15 protein-coding genes are annotated in these 18753 nt (G+C 44.5%); 8 read left to right on the top strand and 7 right to left on the bottom strand.

Annotated features, from left to right (window positions below):
- Positions 1-184 precede the first annotated feature (184 nt).
- The 4 genes from ccmD to ccmA all read right to left on the bottom strand — a co-directional run bounded on the left by ccmD (position 185) and on the right by ccmA (position 2881).
- A complete protein-coding gene (ccmD, locus tag ACTQ9T_RS00805; RefSeq protein WP_189585616.1) occupies positions 185-406 on the bottom strand; it encodes a heme exporter protein CcmD in 222 nt (73 codons plus the stop codon).
- A gap of 44 nt (positions 407-450) precedes the next feature.
- Complete coding sequence (gene ccmC / locus ACTQ9T_RS00800; RefSeq protein WP_210540477.1) at positions 451-1239, bottom strand: heme ABC transporter permease CcmC; 789 nt, start codon at positions 1237-1239, stop codon at positions 451-453.
- Positions 1240-1457: 218 nt separating this feature from the next.
- Positions 1458-2195 (bottom strand): heme exporter protein CcmB, encoded by a 738-nt coding sequence (locus tag ACTQ9T_RS00795; protein WP_352309480.1) that lies wholly within the window; start codon positions 2193-2195, stop codon positions 1458-1460.
- Between the two features lie 56 nt (positions 2196-2251).
- Positions 2252-2881, bottom strand: coding sequence for a heme ABC exporter ATP-binding protein CcmA (gene ccmA / locus ACTQ9T_RS00790; RefSeq protein WP_189585622.1), 630 nt, complete (start codon positions 2879-2881; stop codon positions 2252-2254).
- 133 nt (positions 2882-3014) lie between these two features.
- On the opposite strand from ccmA, the gene ACTQ9T_RS00785 reads away from it, so the two are divergent.
- The 3 genes from ACTQ9T_RS00785 (at position 3015) to ACTQ9T_RS00775 (ending at position 6007) form a co-directional block, all read left to right on the top strand.
- Positions 3015-4052, top strand: coding sequence for a hypothetical protein (locus ACTQ9T_RS00785; RefSeq protein WP_440463780.1), 1038 nt, complete (start codon positions 3015-3017; stop codon positions 4050-4052).
- A gap of 64 nt (positions 4053-4116) precedes the next feature.
- The gene (locus ACTQ9T_RS00780; RefSeq protein ID WP_440463779.1) at positions 4117-4971 is read left to right on the top strand and encodes a YbjN domain-containing protein; all 855 of its coding nucleotides are present in this window, start codon (positions 4117-4119) and stop codon (positions 4969-4971) included.
- 118 nt (positions 4972-5089) lie between these two features.
- On the top strand, positions 5090-6007 hold the full coding sequence (locus ACTQ9T_RS00775) for a histone deacetylase family protein (protein ID WP_440463778.1): 918 nt from the start codon (positions 5090-5092) through the stop codon (positions 6005-6007).
- A gap of 48 nt (positions 6008-6055) precedes the next feature.
- Here ACTQ9T_RS00775 and ACTQ9T_RS00770 read toward each other — a convergent pair whose 3' ends face one another.
- Both ACTQ9T_RS00770 and coaBC read right to left on the bottom strand, forming a co-directional pair.
- Positions 6056-6838, bottom strand: a complete 783-nt coding sequence (locus tag ACTQ9T_RS00770) for a TSUP family transporter (RefSeq protein ID WP_440463777.1) — start codon at positions 6836-6838, stop codon at positions 6056-6058.
- Between the two features lie 39 nt (positions 6839-6877).
- A complete protein-coding gene (coaBC, locus tag ACTQ9T_RS00765) occupies positions 6878-8236 on the bottom strand; it encodes a bifunctional phosphopantothenoylcysteine decarboxylase/phosphopantothenate--cysteine ligase CoaBC (RefSeq protein ID WP_440464438.1) in 1359 nt (452 codons plus the stop codon).
- A gap of 194 nt (positions 8237-8430) precedes the next feature.
- Between coaBC and radC the strand changes: the two genes are divergently transcribed.
- The 3 genes from radC to ACTQ9T_RS00750 all read left to right on the top strand — a co-directional run bounded on the left by radC (position 8431) and on the right by ACTQ9T_RS00750 (position 14385).
- Complete coding sequence (gene radC / locus ACTQ9T_RS00760; protein ID WP_440463776.1) at positions 8431-9114, top strand: RadC family protein; 684 nt, start codon at positions 8431-8433, stop codon at positions 9112-9114.
- A 541-nt stretch (positions 9115-9655) separates the two neighbouring features.
- Positions 9656-12553, top strand: a complete 2898-nt coding sequence (locus ACTQ9T_RS00755) for an acyl-CoA dehydrogenase (protein WP_440463775.1) — start codon at positions 9656-9658, stop codon at positions 12551-12553.
- Between the two features lie 455 nt (positions 12554-13008).
- Complete coding sequence (locus tag ACTQ9T_RS00750; RefSeq protein WP_201591973.1) at positions 13009-14385, top strand: dicarboxylate/amino acid:cation symporter; 1377 nt, start codon at positions 13009-13011, stop codon at positions 14383-14385.
- Between the two features lie 478 nt (positions 14386-14863).
- On the opposite strand, the gene ACTQ9T_RS00745 is transcribed toward ACTQ9T_RS00750, so the two are convergent.
- Entirely contained in the window at positions 14864-15619 is a 756-nt protein-coding gene (locus ACTQ9T_RS00745) for a TSUP family transporter (protein ID WP_189585651.1), read from the bottom strand.
- A gap of 515 nt (positions 15620-16134) precedes the next feature.
- Between ACTQ9T_RS00745 and nhaA the strand changes: the two genes are divergently transcribed.
- Both nhaA and ACTQ9T_RS00735 read left to right on the top strand, forming a co-directional pair.
- Positions 16135-17334 (top strand): Na+/H+ antiporter NhaA, encoded by a 1200-nt coding sequence (gene nhaA, locus ACTQ9T_RS00740; RefSeq protein WP_440463774.1) that lies wholly within the window; start codon positions 16135-16137, stop codon positions 17332-17334.
- Between the two features lie 81 nt (positions 17335-17415).
- Positions 17416-18747, top strand: coding sequence for an oxygenase MpaB family protein (locus ACTQ9T_RS00735; protein ID WP_440463773.1), 1332 nt, complete (start codon positions 17416-17418; stop codon positions 18745-18747).
- The last annotated feature ends 6 nt before the right edge of the window (positions 18748-18753 follow it).

The following is an 18753-nucleotide window of genomic DNA, read 5'->3' as shown; positions in this document are numbered from 1 at the left end:
AAATATTAAAGAAACTACCATTAGAAAAACGTTCTAAAAATGTCTTTCTAATCGTACTCTTCTAATGGCTATATGGTAGCATTTTTCGTATAAATCAATAAGCCCTTAGCAACTGACGAGGTCATATCTTTACAATTAAGAGGTCATAATTTTTTGAGCTAAAGCGATGATATTAAAATAATTTTTACATCGGTTGCTTGGTTTCAGGATTAGGGGTTTTAGCCGTACGTTGAGCTTGTCGAGCCTGCTGAATGGTTAGCTGCTTGATTAGGGCCTGTCGCTGCCTGCGACTATAAATGATAAAAGCCAACATCACGCCAACGGTAATTGCCCAGCATGACCAAACAAAAACACCATGCTTACCCATGGCGAGAAACTCAGATACGCTATAAAAGTAAGGCTGCATAATATTTTCCTAGCCGTTATTTGTTTTGGCGACAGTCATTGCAGTCATTTGGCTTGCCCGCGAATATATTCTTTGACCCACGCTTTGCCTTGATCACGATACAAGATCAGCGTGTTGGTACGATAAATCGCTAATGTCGCGACCAATAAATAACTACCAATAATCATTAGTAATAATGGCATCCACATATCCGCTGACATTTTTGGTGCAGCAGTTAAGGTAAAGGTCGAGCCTTGATGTAAGGTGTTCCACCACTGTACCGAATACTTAATAATAGGCAGGTTTACTGCGCCAACAATAGACAAAATAGCGGCGGCTTTACCACGATTGGCCGTATGCTCAAACGCTGCAAATAACGCCATCACACCCGCATACAAAAATGCCAAAATGAGCATAGAGGTCAAACGTGCATCCCAAACCCAGTAAGTACCCCACGTCGGTTTCGCCCAAATAGAGCCCGTGATTAAGCTAACCACACAGAGCAAGAATCCCAGCGGAGCAAGCGCCTGCGCCACTAGACTAGCGGTCTTGATTTTCCAGACTAAATAAATAACCCCGAGCACTGCTAAGGCAAAATAAATAGAAATGGCAATACTGGCAGCAGGCACGTGAATAAAGATAATGCGATAGCTATTGCCTTGCAGATAATCAGGCGGCGCAAAAGCGAGACCCCAGACACTACCGATCAATAGGCAAATACTAGCTAATATTGCCAACCACTTGACCCAAGGCGAAAAAATACGAAAAAACTGCTTGGTACCCACAGTGGTCAAAAAGCCCTGCCAGATGCGCTGCCACAGGCTAGGAGATGAGACGTTATTCAGGTTGGGCATGGGAATAAACCTATTGGCACAGCGTATTGGTTGTAACCGATATAGCGCATCATGGGCGCGACTATCTGTCAACCTGCCGGCGTTAAACACTGGATAGAATCTACAAGTGATTGTTTGCTTAGTTAGCTGGCTATTATAGCAAAGTTGCCAGTTTTCAACATGCTGTTAATACATTGGGTTTAAATGACTGGGTTTTGATAGTAAAAAAAGTCTACTGTTTAATTGAGCCATGACATTTTTAAGGTCATGGCAATCACCCATGGCATGATTAATACTGAAATAATACTCCCTGCCAATAATAATGCCAGTATCGGTAAGCCATTAAGACCAGTGGCAAATAAATCAACTGCTCCGGTGGCAAAAATCAATACCGGTAACTGCATCGGCAAAGCAATCAAAGGCACCAGCACCGCGCCATTCTTTAATGACAGCGTCAAACTACTGGCAACCGCTGATAACATCAATAGCATCGGACTGCCCGTCACAATAGAAGCCATTAATATCCACGCCTCAAACCAGCTAAGCTGAAACAATGGCACGGCAAGCAAACTCAATGCCGCCACAATACCACTACTAAAGATCCAATGGATAACCAAACGAATCAACACCCATAACGGCAGCGACGCTTTTGCGACAACCAATTGCGCCAGCGTACCATTATCAAGGGCAGGCTTAAACAAGCCGTCGACACCCATCACCAGTGACAACAGAGCGGCAATCCACACTGCCGACACGCCAAGGCGCTGCAATAGCGCAGGCTCACTACCAACCGCTAGCGGAAACAAAGTGATAATCACTAAGAACAGCACCAAAGGGTACAACCACTGTACCGCTCCTTGCTGCTTCACGTGCCACTCGCGCCGCCATAACTGCACAAAGCTGATACCGCGCGCAGGTGATACGCTAACGTTTGAGCTTTTATTCGCTACTTGTACTGGATTGTCTGTTTCTATCATTTATTCGCTCTTCCACGGATGCTTGGCACATTTATACTGATGACACGCCCTAGCATTCAAACCATATAACCGGATAAATCGAGCACTTGGTTGGCTACACCGACTGCCTGATGACTGGTCATTAATATAGCGCCGCCCATGTTGGCAAATTCACGCAATCTGTCTTCCATCCGCGCCACCATATCGACATCAAGGGCAGTAAAAGGCTCATCAAGTAGCCATAACGGTGTCACCTCAGGGGTCAATAAATATAAGCGCGCAAGGGTGATACGGCGAGTTTGTCCAGCAGATAAATGGCTTGAGCTAATCGTCTCAAAGCCTTGCAGTCCGACCCAAGCTAAGGCGTCATCAATATCAGCAACACTTGGGCTAATGCCGTATAAATTCAGCAAAAAAGTCAGATTTTGCGCGACGGTCAAATTTGGATGTATGCCCAACTGATGCGACACATATAAAGGCTGAACCGGTAAACTGGCTGTTCCTTGATAGTAAACTTGACCTTCCAACACTGGTAATAATCCAGCCAGCTGCATCAGTAGCGTCGTTTTGCCCGTACCATTAGCACCAATCAAGTGACAAATACTGCCCGCAGGTAAATCGAGCGCAACGCCTTCACATAGAGGGATTTCACCGCGCTGAACGGTCAGCTCATCAAGCGTAAGTAAGGCGGTATTCAGAGCTGTCATTCAAACCTCTCATTATTTATCAAGCAGCAGTCAATATTCGTCACCAACAAATATCATGTTCGTGGCATAATACTTTATGCTTACCCCAACCACACAGTATAACAAATTGTCGATAACTATGACCTCAAAACCTATGCAGACTTCAAAAGATAGCCAAAATTTAGGTACGCCAGCGCTAACAATAGATAGCTTAGTCGACGCACAAGTTGCCTTTATGCAGCAATGGTTGCGGCAACAAGCAGAACCGCTAAGCATAGAGGCTTGGCAGTGGTTTGCTGCCCAGCCATTGAATAAATATGTCAGCGCCGATGATTTGCAACATCTGATCAACGATTGGCTACTGAACCAACCGATGACGGATGTGATACGTAAAGATATTCGCGATATCTTGCATACGATTATTTATCATCCAGTCAATGACAATGTCCCGTTGTCTGAGCTGGTGGATGACACTCAAGTGCAGACCCTAGCCAATTATGTGGGTAGCCATGAGCAGCAGCGTAATATCTTGATTCATACGCTGGTCGGCAACGAGACTTTTGCAGATTTGCTGACGCAAACGCTCTATCACGCGATTAACGACTTTATGGAAACCACGCTGGATAAAGCAGGCGCTGCTGGCAAACTGATGAAGTTTGGCCGCAGCTCTTTTGAAAAGGCGACCAATAGAAATCTTGATGAAAAATTACAGACATATTTGCATCGTAATATTAAAGATTTAGCACGTCGTGCAGAAGCCAATGCCCAAGAGCACTTATCAAATGACGAAGTCGCTCGGTTGCTAGTAAGCGGTTGGGCAAGAATCAAAGATCAGCCGATCAGCCAACTGCAAAATTATTTAAGTGATGAGCCTGGTAATAGTAGTATCGAGCATATCGAAGCCAGCATCCAACAGAGCTATAACCGCCTGCGCATGTCGCCTTATCTGCACAGCCTCGTGTCAGCCAGCATCGATACGTGGTATGCCAACCATCAAGGCGATAGCATGGCAACGGTAGCCGCGAGTTTATATATAGATGAGCAAGCCATGACGCAATTGAGTACCGCTCTATTGCCTGTGGTGCATGATGCCATTGAAAGCGAGTGGTTTACAGCGCATATACGTGAGATGTTGCAATCATTTTATGCACAGCCCGCTATCAAAGAGGGTTTGATGTTTAACAATAAGTAACTGACTGTTTTTTACTTAGTGGTCAGTTTTTAATATCATCCATTTACTTGTCAGCACAATACTTATGAGTCAACGTAACAAACTCAGCTTGTGGCAAAAACTCAAACGGTTACTGACTGCCTCAGCACCGCAGTCTGTTGTCGATGGCGCAAACTTGTCGACGCAGTCATCAGCGGCTGACGATGAAATTGATCTTGATCTGATGCAGGCCGGAATCTCTAGCGCCAACACTCGTAATAGCGATGAGGCAAATACGGCTGACTCTACTGGCAGTTTTTTTGGTCAGCGTGACAACAAGCCCCACCATAACAATAATGACCACAGCGAGTACCTGCAGGCCAAAGCTCATTTAAACGCAGGGCAACATGAGGGTCATGACACAGCTATTGTCGACTGCCTAAAACAGTACTTTAATGATAAGCAATGGCACTATACTCACTATCGCCCCCAAACCAGTGACGATAAAAGCAGTGACAACCAAACAACGCATCATTTGTCGCTGAGAATGCGTCATAAACAACTGAACTGCGGTTACTTGTTCCGTGTACAAGAAAAAACCAAGCTACTGGCAGTCTATGGAATTTTGCCATTTTTAATACCAGAAAGTCATCAAAGTGCCGCGATGCTACTGATTACTCAGATCAATTATGACATGCTGATTGGTAACCTAGAAATGGATATCAACGATGGCGAGATACGCTATAAGCACGCTGTCGATGTCGAAACCGTTGGTATTAATGACGAAATTATCGAGCATTTACTACAAAGTGTCATTGCAATGACCACTGTGGCAAATGAGCTGTTTAGTGATTTGCTCAATAATCAAGATCCTGCTGAAGACATGCAGACTTTATTAATAGAGCTGCGTCAACAATCAGATTCTAAAACCTTCTTTTTGCCAACGCAGTTTGTTCAGTAATCAGCTGATCACAATAGATATTTGCGGTTTTTACAATTTCTCACCAATACCTTACTTTCAAAGCGCTTAAACCTATCTATCCTTAAAACACTTTTCATCAAAGACATCCTTTAACGCTATGCTCAAAATTGCTTACTCTGATATTTTTAGATATGCCGTGCCTGAAAAGCACCGTTTTCCCATGCAAAAATACACCATGATTCCTGAGCGGCTATTGGCTGAAGGCACTATCAGTATGGTTAATTTCTTTGCGCCTGCGCGATTAAGCGAAGAAGAGATTTTGACCACTCATACTATGGACTATTGGTATAAGCTTAAAACCCAAACCTTACCGCGCAAGGAAGCACGCCCTATCGGCTTTGAGATGACCGAAGCTTTAGTCGATCGTGGTCGTCATATTGCCCATGCGACTTATGAATGTGCGCTTTATGCTCAGCAATATGGCGTCGCGATGAATGTTGCCGGCGGTACTCACCATGCATTTGCCGATCATGGCGAGGGCTTTTGCGTGTTTAATGATGTTTGTATTGCGAGTAATTTATTATTAAATCGTGGACAGGCGCAAAAGATTTTGGTGGTCGATTTGGATGTGCATCAAGGCAACGGCAATGCCAGTATCATGACGAATGAGCCGCGGGTTTTTGTGTTTAGTATGCATGGCGCCAAGAACTATCCTTTTCGCAAAGAAATATCTGACATAGATATTGAACTTGCCAACGATACCGGTGATGCTGAGTATTTACAGATATTAGAGGACACGCTACCGCGCTTAATTAGCGACGTTGCACCAGATATGATCTTTTATCAGTCTGCTGTCGATGTACTGGCGACCGATAAGTTAGGAAAACTTGGGCTGACGATAGAAGGTTGTAAGGCGCGTGATGAATATGTGTTACGCCAAGCAAAAGCTGCCAACATTCCTATCGCTATCGTGATGGGCGGTGGTTATTCAGAAGATATTGAAGATGTGGTTGAAGCGCACTGCAATACGTTTCGTTTGGCGCAACAGATATTTTTTGATGAAATAACAGAATAACACGCGCATAAAATAGCATTGAAACAGCCAGCTGCCTCGCGAGCTAGTTTATAAAAACGCTGCAATCCCTTGCCAACCCACACGCAGCCCAAGCCCCGTGAGAATCAATAAAATGAGCTGACGAAAGCGTGCTTGTGGTAAATAACGACGTAAGCGGATACCAACTAAAAGCGCGGCAATAGATAAAACACTGAGCAAAGTAATCAGCTGCCATTCACCACTGCTGAGCGCCATAATAGGCTCACGTAATACAATGATTTGGGCAATTTTACCTAAGAAATAGCACATGTTGCCGACTTTGGCGATGGTGTTCTTATCATCGCTGGCAGACAGTAGATACATCATCAATATGGTCGACATGGCATTGGTCGAGCCGCCAATCACACCTGCACTAAAGCCAACGATGATTAATACAGGCTTGGTAGCAGGTAGCCGGAGTTGCTTACCAAGCAAGCTGCTTATGACGTAAAAACCAATAACCGCTGCCAATAGCAATAAAATATATGCGCTATCGACCCATAGCAAGAGCTTCGCGCCTAGAATACTACCAAGTAAGCTGGTCAACGCCAGTAACCAATAGCGCCTGCCGTAATAGATGAAATTTTGCCAGATCGTGCGCCCGCCACCCGCCAGCCAAGTCATGGCATTAAGCAATAACGAAGGGAAGATAACTAGCACAATGGCATGTGGTAACGGGTAGATGCTAGCAAGCGCAGTGGTCGTCACCAACGTCACACCCAGCCCACTAATACCATGTAGCAACGATGCCAGCGCAAAGATTACCATCAGTAACAACGTCTGGGTGCTATCACTATCCATTATATTAGCCATAACTATTAAGACCTAACATCTGGATTAAGAGTGACATAACTAGGCACTGTGACCATTGTGGCGTTGCCATATTGTCTCACCAATGATGCCAGCCAACTGCTCAGCAATCTTATCTTTGCTCGCCTTCTCCAGCGTCACTGCCGCTTGCTCATAGCGCTCAGAGAAAAACACTTGCATAGCATTGTCGTCACTAGCAAAGCCAATGTCTGCTCGTGAGACATCATTACAAGCGATCAAATCTAAATCTTTAGCCACCAGCTTACCGCGAGCATAGCGCTCGATATCTTGCGTTTCTGCCGCAAAACCAACGACAAACAGCTCTGGATGAGCAAGCGAAATGGTCGCTAAGATATCAGGGTTTTTGACCAAACTCAGCGTCATGGCATCTTGGGTTTTTTTAATTTTTTGCGGGGCAGCTTCTTCAGTACGATAGTCGGCGACAGCCGCAGTGGCAATAAAGATATCCGCCATTACATTTTGAGTCTCGCTATGAGCATGATGCTTATTGTCAAGCTCATGGCTGTGGTTATGGCTACGATCATCACCGCAATCACACTCACTATGATGTTCATGATGATGCGCATGTTCATGGCTGTGATCGTGAGAATGATCGTGGGAATGGTCATGCTCATCTTCAGGCACATACTGTAGCGCACTGTGCGTACCATCCACACATTGCTGTACAGCAATTAGCATCTCTTGCGCGGACAACACATCAATACGCGTGACATTGAGCGGTGTGGGCAGTGCCACTTTGCCACCGGCAATCAAAATAACGTCTGCACCAGCAGCCACGCAAGCACGCGCTAATGCAAAGCCCATTTTGCCAGTCGAGTGATTAGACAAATAGCGTACCGGATCAATCGCTTCGACAGTTGGTCCAGCAGTAATCACCACTCTTTTACCTACCAATAATTGCGGCGTGGTTTGCATCGCATTGAATAATAATACTTCTGCCAATAGCTGCTCAGGTTCAGGCAAACGACCTGCCCCCACATCACCACACGCTTGCTCACCGCTAGCGGGCTGGATGATTTGATAATTCATATCACGTAGGGTCTGGACGTTCAGATTCACCGCTGGGTGCGCCCACATTTGCTGGTTCATCGCTGGAGCAATAATAACGGGAGCCGTCGTTGCTAGACACACGGTCGCCAACAAATCATCAGCCATGCCCATCGCGAGGCGCGCCAGTGTATTGGCAGAGGCTGGCGCAATGACGATCAAGTCCGCCCACTTAGCAAGCTCGATATGACCCATCCCCGCTTCTGCTTGCTCATCTAACAAGGAGATATGCACCTCATTACCGGTCAATGCCTGTAGGGTCAATGGCGTAATAAAAGCCTGCGCACCTGCGGTCATAATGACACGCACATCAAAGCCTGCCTTGATTAGCAGACGGGCAAATATAGCAGATTTATAAGCGGCGATACCGCCGGTGATAGCAAGGATAACATTCGACATAAGCGTGGCATCAGTAAAGAAATTGAAAGATAAAATTGCGCTTATAGTAACAATTATGAGATAAGTTGGGTAACGTTTTCCGCATTTATATCATATATCTAGCATCCAACCCTCATTAAGGAGTGACAATGGCGATCAAAGACTGGCATGAAGATGATAGACCACGAGAAAAACTGCTAAAATTTGGCGCCGCTCACTTAACAGATGCTGAGATATTGGCGATATTTTTACGGACTGGCACGCAGTCGCAGTCGGCAATTGAGCTGGCACGTCATCTAATCGATCAGTTTGGCAGTCTTGCTGAACTCTTAGCAGCGCCGCCACAAACTGTGCTTGCTTGTCATGGTATCGGCCCTGCCAAGTACGCACAGATATTGGCGTCGCTTGAGATGGGTACGCGTTATTTAGACAATAAGCTAAAGACAGGTCAAGCACTGGGACGCTCACAAGTCGTCAAGGACTATATCAGCACCCAATTGCGCGGTGAGCACCGTGAAGTCTTTGCCGTCCTTTGCTTAGACAATGCCTTGAACCTGCTAAACTTTGAAATACTGTTTACTGGCGGTATCTCGTCGTGCTCGGTCTGTATCAAACACGTACTCCGTCATGCGTTGAGCCATGCTGCCAGTCAACTCATCGTCGCGCACAACCATCCGCATACCGATGCGACCCCTTCAACGGCAGACAATCTATTGACCTACGAGCTAAAGAAAGCCTGCGATTTGATAGACTTGTCCTTGATTGACCACATCATCGTTGGACGCAATCAGACATTATCTTATGCCGAAAGCTGCTTAGCGCCTTTCGGTTAGTCGAAAAATATTCGAGTAAAGATTTATACACCATACTTCAAGCGAGGTTAAAGCCATAATACTTTGACAATGAAAACGCCGTTATCTTGAATCAATTATAACGCTGGTTTATTGGCGATATATCTAGATATATGATACATATCCTCGACACAGAATAGCACTTTCGCTATTGATAGTTATCGATAACTATTTCATATTAGTAGCTAACTTTCCCTCAGTTATTTATATTTTGATTTATTAGTTTTTGTAGAGCATCAAATGTATATTTCTAATGGTCAGCAATCCTAGTTTTATCGCATTTTTTTGACTCAAGAATGGTTCTTTGAGTCAGAATGACGTTGTGATAGACGTTTATAAGTTTGTTCACCAATAGATTTTTAATATGATTGCTATAAAAATAATGACATTGTTTATTTTAAAAGGTTTTAGATTCAAAGTTAATTGATTTAAAACCCATTATTTTAAATAAAATGCTTTCTTAATATAATCTCTTTCTGAGCTTTACCTCATTTTCCAGTTAGGTTTTACCAAGGAGACAGTCATGGCAGTTGGCTTATTTATTTTGGCAGTAATCATACAGTTAGCCACAGTTTTGGCCATCTTTTTGCTGTCTCTATCGCGCGTCACTGGTAGTATCGTCGCCATTATTACCGTGGTCGTGACCGCCATTATCAGTCCATGGTCACTTATTTTAGGCATACCGATATTGATATTGTGTTTGGTGCTGCTTGTCGCGCCTATCCGTCAGTCATTGATTACCAAGCCTGTCTATAAGATACTCGCCGGCGCAATGCCAAGCATGAGTGATACTGAGCGTGAAGCTCTCGATGCGGGTACGAGCTGGTGGGAAAAAGAGCTATTCATGGGTTCGCCGAACTGGGACACTTTTGCCAATTACCCATATCCAAAACTGTCAGAAGAAGAACAAAGCTTTATAGACAATGAAGTAGAAGTGCTGTGCGCCATGCTTGATGAATGGAAAATTCAGCACGAAGACAAAGACCTGTCGCCTGAGGCATGGCAATTTATTAAAGCCAATGGCTTCTTAGGTCTGATTATTCCTAAAGAGTTTGGTGGTCTTGAGTTTAGCTCGTATGCCCAAAGTAGGGTAATGAGTAAAATTGCCTCGCGCTCACCCACCGCAGCTGTGACCTGTATGGTACCAAACTCGCTTGGCCCTGGTGAGCTGCTCATGCATTATGGGACGGACGCGCAAAAACAACGCTGGTTACCCGGTTTAGCAAAAGGCGAAGAAGTGCCATGCTTTGGTCTAACTGGTCCTGAAGCCGGTTCTGATGCTGGCGCTATTCCTGATACAGGTGTGGTGTGTTACGGGACTCACGAAGGCGAGCAAATGCTTGGTCTGCGTATGAACTTTTCTAAGCGCTGGATTACCCTTGCCCCTATCGCTACTGTGGTTGGATTGGCATTTAAAATGCACGATCCCGAAGGTTTGCTTGGTGACCCTAACAAAACCGATTACGGCATTACGTGTGCGTTGGTTCCTGCTAGCCACGAAGGGGTCATCACAGGGCCACGTCATAACCCAATCGGCTCACCATTTATGAATGGTACGGTCGATGGCACAGACGTCTTTATCCCACTAGATTATATCATCGGTGGTGTTGAGAACGCTGGGCGCGGTTGGCGCATGCTGATGGAATGTCTGGGTGTGGGTCGCGGTATCTCTCTACCAGCCTTATCCACTTCAGCAAGTGAGATGACGTATCTGTCGGTTGGTGCGTTTGCCAAAGTTCGTGAGCAGTTCAAAATATCAGTAGGTAAATTTGAAGGTGTACAAGACGCCACTAGCCGTATGGCAAGTAATACTTATATGTTAGAAGCGTTCCGACATCTCGTTACATGCGGATTGAATCAAGGTGGCACGCCATCGGTTATGACGGCAATGGCAAAATACTATGCGACAGAAACCATGCGTAGCGTTGTTAACGATGGTATGGATGTCGTCGGTGGACGCGCTGTACAAATGGGGCCTCGTAACTTTTTGGCAACGCCATACCAAGCGATTCCCGTTTCTATCACTGTTGAAGGTGCCAACATCTTAACGCGTTCTTTGATGATTTTTGGTCAAGGGGCGATGCGCTGTCATCCGTATTTATTTGACGAATTACAACTCTTGCAAAGTGAAGACAAAGAATCTGCGACCAAAGAGTTCGATACGTTATTTTTTAAACATTTGGGTTATACCTTTAACCGCGGGGCAAAAGCCTTTATCGCTGGTTATATCGGTGGCAGTAGCGATGCACCAAGCTTTGCCGATGACTTTACCCGCCCTTATTACAAACATATCAACCGTCTAAGTGCTAGCTTTGCCTTGACAGCTGACATGGCTTTAGGATTGTTAGCTGGTGACTTGAAGCGCAAAGAGATGCTCTCTGGTCGTTTGGCAGATATTCATGGTCACTTGTTCATTGCGACCGCTATTTTGCAGTTTTATGAGCATGGCAGCAAATCAGAAGCTGAACGCTTACATGCCGAGGTCGCGCTACAAAACAGCCTCTATACCATTCAAGAAGCCTTTGTTTCTTTCTTTGCCAACTTCCCAAATCGTATGGCGGCTGGTGTCGTCAGCTTTGTGACTTTCCCGAGTGGTCGCATCTTTACCCCAGCGGGCGATGAGTTAAAAACCAAACTGGGCGATGTCTTTATGGATGACCATGAAGCCAACCCGTTCCGTGATTATCTCAAGACCATGGTCTATTATAATACCTTGCCTGATGATGTCAGCGGTCGCATGGAGCATGCGTATCAAACCTTACTTGACATTGAACCTTTGTGGCAGAAATTCAAAAAAGCAGAGCATAAAGACAGCTTTGAAGGCTTAACCTTCGAAGATCATGTGGTCTATGCTAGCCAAAATGGTGATATCACTGAAGAAGAAGCTGAAAAACTGATTCAATATAATGGGTTACGGTTTGATTCATTATTAACAGATGTGTTCGACGGACATCTATTGAAAGCGCAAGAGCGTGAAAACCCACATACCCTAGAGAACGCCGTGCACAAGCTGACTGATTATGCGCAGCTAAAAAATGAGGCTCAAGCAAAAAATGGCACAGCGCCTAGTAACACGATGGTAGCCACAGATCCTCAAGATCAAACCGGTGATGCCAACCCTGATCATGGCTATGAGAGCGATGGCGATGTAAAAATGGTAGATGAGCAAAGTACCGTCGAAGAAGTACGCGGGCAAACGCATTTTGAAGCATCTGATCCAGAAGCAGAAGCACTTGACCCTCGTTATCGTGATGCCGAATCAACGCTTAACCAGCGTATGAGCTATAATCATGGTCTGAATAAAGCAGAATCTGAAGTGTCTAACGATTCAGAGTCGACTTCAACCAATACACAATCTGAGGTAGTCAAGGACAGCAAATGGCAAGATGGCCTCCGTCGTGATGAAAGCGACAAGGTCTAAAGGTGCAGGCAGTCCCATTCCCTGACAGGCGTCTATTTATGACAGATATCGCTTTAACCTTTTAACCATACGAAATCCTTACTGTAAAAAATTCATTTAAATCAATCAGATAGATAATCACAAGCGAGACCGTCTAAAATAGGCGGTCTCGCTTTTTTTGCCAAAAAAATTGCCGTCTATATTTACTATTTAACATGCACTTTACTCGCGTTTAAGGTCTTTATTATGACAAATAAATAAGTGAAACGGAAAAAATCGCTAATGTCACGATATTTAAATGATAAAAAAATCTTGCAGTACCCTTAACAATTATTTTATATTGTCAAAAAACTGACACTAAGTAACACACAAAAACATATAGACGTAACACCATCAGGCGTTGAGACAACAATCATAGACATATTGATTTATTGCCGTACTGACTACTGAGCGTTGCATATAAAAGGATAGAGGTTATGTGGAAAAATATGGGACTGACGGGCAAGATCATGGTTGCCATGGCGCTCGGTATCATACTGGGTTTGTTTATAAACTATTCAGGACTAAACGCTGAAGGCGGCTTTGTTAATACGTATATTACAAACGGCTTCCTCGCTATTATTGGCAAGCTATTTGTTAACTCACTCAAAATGTTGGTCGTACCGCTAGTACTTATCTCATTGATTTGTGGTGTGTGCGGTATTGGTGATATTCGTCTGCTTGGTCGTATCGGTACCAAAACCTTTATGATTTATATGTTCACCACCGCGCTTGCTATTGCGACGGCGATTGGACTTGGCTCGCTATTTGGTATCGGTAAGGGCATGAACATTGGCACTGACGCCACTTTTGAAGCAGCATCAGCGCCGCCATTGCTTGATGTTTTCTCAAACATCATCCCATCCAACCCCATCAGCGCGATGGCAAACGGTGATATGTTATCGATTATTTTCTTTGCGATTCTCATCGGTGTCAGTATTCTGATGGTTGGTAAGCCTGCCAAAGGTTTGGTACAGAGCCTAGAACTAATCAATGAGGTCATCTTGAAGATGGTGACTATCATTATGAACCTTGCCCCATATGGTGTCTTTGCTCTATTGACCAAGGCAATGGCTGAGCTTGGTTTAGACTTAATTTGGTCATTACTTGGGTATGTTGCGGTATTGGTCGGCTCATTGGCCTTCCATTTCTTTATCACCATGATGATTGTACTTAAGCTTGCTTCAGGCTTGTCTATCAAGACCTTTTTGGCAAAAATGCGCGAAGTACAGATCTTTGCTTTTAGTACATCAAGCTCAAACGCGACGATTCCTATTACCTTGCGTACCGTTACCAAGCGTATGGGTGTCAATAACTCTGTCGCTTCGTTTACCGTTCCTTTTGGTGCCACCATCAACATGGATGGTACGGCTATTATGCAAGGTACAGCAACCATCTTCATTGCCAATATTTATGGTATTGATTTGGGCGTGACCGAGTATCTGACGGTTATCTTGATGTCGGTACTGGCGTCTGTTGGTACTGCTGGTGTTCCTGGTGTTGGTCTGATCATGCTCTCTATGGTATTTGCTCAAGTTGGCTTACCAATCGAAGGTATTGGCTTAATCTTAGGTGTGGATCGTATCCTCGATATGTTACGTACTGCTGTCAACGTTGGTGGTGATGCGGCAGTAACTGCCATCGTAGCAAAATCAGAAGGCAAAATGGATCTGGCTATTTATAACGATCCTGACGCTGGCGCGAAAGACGTATTTGACGGTCATATTGATGAAGACAACGAGCGTGAATTCTCTGAAGTCTTTAGTGATGGCATCATGGGTAGTGAGTATGATGATGTAGATCGTCGTCGCTAATCAACACTGCTATAGTCATTCCACTATAAAAGTATTACAGCGTTAACCTCGCTTGAAGTATCACATATACATCTACACTCGGTTGCCTTGTACTACTTTTAAATTGAATCGACTATAAATAGACATTCATAAAATAAAAAACCTCAGCCAAATCGGCTGAGGTTTTTTTGAGACATATAAGATTACTTATTAGGGTCTGTTGAACATTCAAATGTGGCACTGGCAGTGGCTATTTTTTAGGCAATATGCAGTGAAATTTTTGACGCCTAGTCATTCTAGGTTAGACAATTTCGCCATGTATTGGCAAAAAATAGCCCTGCCCTGAAAGGCTGATGCTAAAATCACCCCAAACGTTGTTGTAAACCTAGCTAAGGTCTCGACATTATCGTCAGTTTACGCCTGATTTGATAAAACGTTTGATGCGATTTTAGCAATCAGCAATCCTAATATTTGAATGTTCAACAGACCCTATTGTTGTTTAACCAAAAACGTATTTGGTCAACATGGCAAAACACACCAATACAATCATCGGACGAATCAGCTTACTACCGCCTTTAACCACCATGTGCGAGCCAAAATACGCACCTATCGTCTGCCCAACCATCATTGCTAGCCCCACTTTCCACAATACATTACCGCCCAAAATAAAGAAAATTAGCGAGCCAATATTGGTCGATAAGTTCAAGACCTTTGCCGCGCCTGTCGCTTCAATGATCTGACGACCACGCAAAGCCACATTACCAAGCGCAAAGAACATGCCAGTTCCTGGGCCGATATAACCATCATAAAAACCAATCAAAGGTGCCACGACTTTTTGCCATTTGCCTTCTGAGATACGCGGTGCGGCTTCTACTTCACCAAGTCTGGGCGCAAACAAAGTATAGAGACCAATCGCTGCGATTAAAAACGGAATCAGCTTTTCGAGCAAATCAGGTGGTGACATCTGTACGGCGATCGTACCGATGACCGAGCCGATAAAAGCAGCAATAATGGCCACCTTGATACGTTGTGGCTTGACGACCCCTTTTCTAATCATCGTAATGGACGCTGCTAGCGCACCTGAAGCGGCTTGCAGCTTGTTAGTGCCTAGCGTTAGCACTGGGGGAATATTGGCCAGTAGCATGGCTGGTATGGTCAATAAGCCACCACCACCTGCGATAGCGTCAATAAAACCTGCCAGCGCTGCCACGGCTGTCAGCATTAAAATAATCTCTAGAGAGAATGATAAGTCCATAACACCGACCTGTAAACTTTATGATGAAAAATGAAGAAGCCCTAAAAACTGGCTTTAAGAACTGGCTTTAAGAAATAAGAATAAATGATCACTACTAGTGTTGCTACCAACTTTGCTAGTAGCTAGCCAATAGTACTGCTGATATGTATCAAAGCTGTGACAGAACACTGCGTAATGCCGCTCATTATAGAGATAAAAGACTAAAAAAAGCCAAAAACGAGCTGAAGTCTGCTAGATTTGTCTAACAGGTTATTGAAATATTTAAGAATAATATTTTTATCAATGACAGATTTTATGATTTATTCCTGCTTTGCCTCTCGCCATCGCGCTGGCATTTCGCTCTTATTAATAGGGTAAGATAGGTTTATGGTTTCAGTTTGACGGATTTTGTTGTGCATATGAATGAGATTATGAGAAACTGTTAACGTCTATCTGCGACACTGTCCAATTTAACAGTATAGATACTTGAGGTTATTGCATTATTTAGCAAATTGTATTTAGTAAATGAGGATGATATGGCAATAAAAAGAATTAAGGCATTTTTCGAATTTGAGGCAGCAGGCGGTATCATTTTAGCATTGGCTGCCATTGCTGCAATGATCATTGCCAATAGTCCCCTCAGCGTTTGGTATGAGGCTTTTATTCATGCCCCTGTATCCATTCGTATTGGCGAATTTGGTATTGCCAAAGATGCGCATCATTGGATCAATGATGGTCTGATGGCTATTTTCTTTTTCTTAGTCGGACTTGAGCTAAAGCGTGAAGTCTTGATTGGTGAGCTCTCTAACATTAAGCAGATTATCCTGCCTGCTGGAGCGGCACTGGGTGGCATGATTATGCCCGCCATTGTCTATTTGCTCTTTAACTATAATGAACCTGATTTTTGGAAAGGTTGGGCGATCCCTGCGGCGACAGACATCGCTTTTGCTTTGGGTATCTTAAGCCTGCTTGGCAATCGTGTACCAAACTCATTAAAGGTGTTTTTGGTGTCTATTGCTATTTTTGATGATATTGGTGCCATTTTAATCATCGCCTTATTTTATACCAACGACTTGTCACTGGGCTCATTAGCTGTCGCTGGTTTGTGTCTGCCGTTTTTATATTTACTCAATCGTCGCAATGTGACGAGCATCACCCCTTATCTACTTATCGGCGTGATTATGTGGATTGCGGTACTCAAATCTGGTATTCATGCGACATTGGCAGGGGTGGTGTTAGCCCTATTTATTCCTATGTTCGATCGTACTGATCCTGAGCACTCGCCAGTAGAAGAGCTAGAACACGATCTACACAACACCGTTGCCTTTGGTATTTTGCCCCTGTTTGCGTTTGCCAACTCGGGTATCTCGCTCAAAGGTGCAGGCTTCGCTGAATTATTTCACTCAGTACCGCTAGGTATCGCCGCTGGTCTTTTCATCGGTAAGCAACTGGGCGTAATGATAATGTGCTGGTTAATCTTTAAACTTGGCATCTCGACCATGCCACGAGGGATGAACTTTAAGCAAATCTATGGTGCAGCCTTACTATGCGGGGTTGGTTTTACCATGAGTTTGTTTATCGGTGGCTTAGCATTCGCAGGCGACACGACCTTATTCGATGAGCGTTTGGGTATTATCATGGGTTCAATTGTCTCTGGTATCGCCGGTTACATGATGCTCAAAGCAACGCTAAAAGAAGACATTAACAGTACTTCGGTAGATCTGACCCGTCATTAATTCGATTGATGGGCCAATGGAACAATGAGGTAATCGGTAAGCAACAGACGCACGCGATAGATGATAGGTGTAGAGATAAATATGAACAAAAAGCACAATGGTTTAAATTTAGACACCTATCGTCAGTCGGCAACTTCTTATCAGCGTCATGGCCGTACCACTGCTGTCGATGATCACAGTGACTTACAGGTCCTAAAGCGCATTAAGCGTTATTTATTACCAAAAGACTTTGCTATCTCGCAAGACTTATTAGACGAGATAGTCGCGGGCTATGATATCGGTGATCCACTCGCGGATACTTTAGCAGCTGACGGTATTCGTTTTTCTAAACCCTTACAGCATATCATTCTTGACGATACTCCAACTCATGACCCCATAACCCACCCTTCGTTTAGCGCCTTAACTGAACAATTTAGCAGCCATCCAGATTGGTTTGATCCTAAGCTTGCGCAAATTGGCGCAGTCGCCTATCGACGTTATCCGCTGATGCTTATTTGGCTACTTCGTAACGTCGCGCTGATGGCTGGCTATAGCATCCCTGCCCTTTCCTTGCCTTTGATTCAAACCGGTGCTTTGATGCACGATGCGCTACCGCGCTTGATGCGTACTTATGCTTATATTCTAGCGGTCTCTGAGCATCCACAATCAACTGCAAATATGGCTAACGACCGCCAGCCCATCGAGCAAGTGCTAGCGATTGGCTCTGAGGGGTGGCGGCAGTCCATTCAGGTACGGCAAATCCATACACTGGTGCGGCAAAACCTACTCAAAGGTAAAGGCAATGCTGCTAAAGGTGTCATAGCAAATGCCGACCAGCATCATAATCCAGATGGCAGCTGGAACACAGATTATTGGGGTCTTCCTATTAATCAAACCGATATGATTGCTACGCATTTGCAGTTTTCATTGTTGATTATGCGCGGCCTACGCCTACTGGGTGCACGCATCAGCCCTGAGGAAGCAGAAGGGATTTTGCATTTATGGAATCTGGCCAGCTATTGGATGGGCGTTGATTTAAAGCGCTTGCCAAAAGATGAAGCGGCTTGCTGGGAGTGGTTATATACTTATTTATCGATTCAACAGCTTGATTTTAAGATGGGACAGCCGCTAGCAAAAGCCCTGCATGATTTGCCGCGTCAGCTGATGGGAGAAGACAATCGCCGTGGGCGTTTCGTTGAAATGGTCAATGCCAGTGTGACACGTACGCTAGTCGGCGATGATATCGGTGATGGCTTGGATTTGCCCAAATCGAAAATCCGCTTTGGCGTTCTGTCCTCAGTACCGATTCTTTTTGCTCTCGATACAGCGCGCCAGCACAATCAAGCTGTGGCGCATAAATTAGAAGCGTTCCGTGCCAAACGGCAAGACAATATGAATTGGTGGCTCAAAAAAAATGACGACTACTATAAGTAATGATGA

It is taken from the genome of Psychrobacter sp. ASPA161_6 (assembly GCF_051970285.1).
Classification (GTDB): domain Bacteria; phylum Pseudomonadota; class Gammaproteobacteria; order Pseudomonadales; family Moraxellaceae; genus Psychrobacter; species Psychrobacter glaciei.
Note: the sequence above shows the minus strand (reverse complement) of the source record. Positions and strands in the feature narration are given on the sequence as shown.